Genomic DNA, 2,267 nt, shown 5'->3' on the forward strand with positions numbered 1-2,267 from the left:
TTATACATTATTTTCAGTATAGTTGAGCTTATTATTGACTAGAGTCATGCTCCCCAAGTTCTGGCTGCCCATACCTGTCTGTTGTTTGTAACCTATGAGTCAGATGTCTGCCCGGTCGGGATCTTACTGGCGCGCAACCCTGACGCGGTGGTTCCCACAGCCTCTGGATCGCTGGGTGGCCGGGATCACCCTCTGCAACCTGGCCATCGGGGTGATCCTGGTGGTGTTGGGCAACCACACAGCTCCTTACGTGCGGGACTTTAACTGGCAACAGCAACGGGTGGGGGCGCAAGAAGTGCAGATGGTGCTCACCTTCAACCGCCCGATGGATCCCGTCAGTGTTGAAGAGCATTTGGAGATCCAGCCCCCTCTGCCAGGCCGAATGCGCAAGCTGGGTCGCCGCTTTTTTTGGACGCTGACAGAACCAGCCCCTTACGGCCAGACCTACCGGGTGCGCCTGCAGGCAGCCGTGGATGAACGGGGCCAGCCCATGGCCCAGCCCTTTGAGGGGGAATTCCGCACGCCGGATCGGCAGTTGCTGGGGATCAGCACCGAACCTGCCCAGCGAGGGCGAATGTTTCTGTTCAACCTGGAGACGGGAGCCGCTACTCTGCTGACTCCAGCTGGGGTCAAGGTAACCCAAATGCAGCCCAGTGCTGATGGCCGCTTCGTGTACTATTTCGCCACGGCCACCAACCTACAGCACCAGGATCTGTACCGGCTGGATCTGGAGGATCTGTCTTCGCGGTTGCTGCTGGATCATCAGGGTTACCAAAACCTGCGCTTCCAAGTCTCGCCGACGGGGGAACTGGTGGTGGCAGAGCGGATCCCGCTGCAACGGGATCCCATGGCCGCCGTCCAGACGGAGCTGTGGATCCAGAAAACGAGCCGGGATCCCTTTGAACGTCTAGAGCTGGATACGGCGGTGGGGGGAGATTTTTTCATTAGCCCCGATGAGAGCAGCCTGCTCATCTCGCAGGGACAGGGGGTGGGGATCGTACCCTTGCATCCACGGGCGGCAGCGGAGAGCTTTCTAGCCCAGTTCGGCCAAACCTTAGCCATCCGCCCCGATGGGGCTTTCGGGGCTTTGCTGCGCTTCAATCCCGACTACACCCGCAGCCTCTCCATCGTCAGCAATACCGGCAACAGCGAGGAGATTTTGAGAACCCAGGGATCCATCCTGAAAGGGGCTTTTTCCCCTCGGGCGCCCATCTTCTACGCCTTGGTCAGTGAGGTCTCTCACGTTAGCGGTGCGGAGCATGATTCTGTTGGCGAGGTCGCGATGGACTCCCCCAGCTACACCGAGTCGCCCCGCCTGCTGGCGATAACGCTCGGCACTGAAGCAGGCAACGCCATAGAGGTGGTTCGAGCCACCTATCCCGTCGATCTGGACTTCAGCATTTCCCCGGATGGACGCATGCTGGCCTACACGCTCTTGGAACCGTTCCCAGGGATCCCGGATCCCTCGGCTCCCCTTAGCCGTAGCGGGCAAGCCATCATGGCCTCGCAAGTGTGGTTGGTGGATTTGCAGGACGGGCTGCCCATTCCTGATGGACAAAGTGGTTCGCACCGCTGGCGGGAACGCCGCCTACCGCTGGGCAGCAGCACGCTGGCTTGGATCCCTTAGGGCGAGAAAGCCACTTGGAGAACAAACCTGCCTAGAATCAAGACAGGGTGTGCGAGGAGAGGTGATATGCGGCTCATTGACGAGCAGGGGCGGCTTTTGGGAAAGGTCAGCCTCTTGGATCTGGGAGCTCTGGCAATTGTGGTGGTGGCCATTGTCGCCGTCTTGTTCTTTCCGGGTCGGCAGGCGGGCAGTGTCGTCCAGGTGGGAGGTGGCCCCACGCTGCCGGTGGAAGTGGACATGATTGTGCGCGGGGTCAGCAGCCGCTCTATGGAACCTTTTCAGGCGGGGCAGAAGGCTGACCTGATCATCCGCAACCAGCCCTACGGCCAGGTGGAGGTGGTGCGAGTGGAAAATGTCAGCCGCACGGTGCCAGTGGTTTTCCCCGATGGGCGGGTGCAGAACTTGCCCGATCCCGAAGCCTATCGCCTCGATCTGGTGTTTACCTTGCGAGGGCGCGGCCAGCGGACGGAGAATGGCATCGTCCTGGGCAACAATCGCGTCAAAATCGGTGTTCCCCTAGAGCTAGAGACCTTTGGCTACAACTTGCGCGGCACCGTGATGGACGTGCGGCTGCCGCAATCGTAGAGGATGTCAACCCCAATGCAGCTACAGGAAATTGCCCAAAAATTGGGGTGTGCCT

At 60.0% G+C, this 2,267-nt stretch carries 2 protein-coding genes; both read left to right on the forward strand.

Annotated features, from left to right (window positions below):
* Positions 1–103 precede the first annotated feature (103 nt).
* On the forward strand, positions 104–1,627 hold the full coding sequence (locus NW829_RS12105; RefSeq protein WP_414417184.1) for a hypothetical protein: 1,524 nt from the start codon (positions 104–106) through the stop codon (positions 1,625–1,627).
* A gap of 66 nt (positions 1,628–1,693) precedes the next feature.
* Positions 1,694–2,212 carry a DUF4330 domain-containing protein gene (locus tag NW829_RS12110; RefSeq protein ID WP_414342569.1) on the forward strand — a complete coding sequence of 173 codons (519 nt, stop codon included), beginning with the start codon at positions 1,694–1,696 and terminating at the stop codon, positions 2,210–2,212.
* Positions 2,213–2,267: the final 55 nt, after the last annotated feature.

This window comes from Synechococcus sp. R55.8 (assembly GCF_047461895.1).
GTDB lineage: Bacteria > Cyanobacteriota > Cyanobacteriia > Thermostichales > Thermostichaceae > Thermostichus.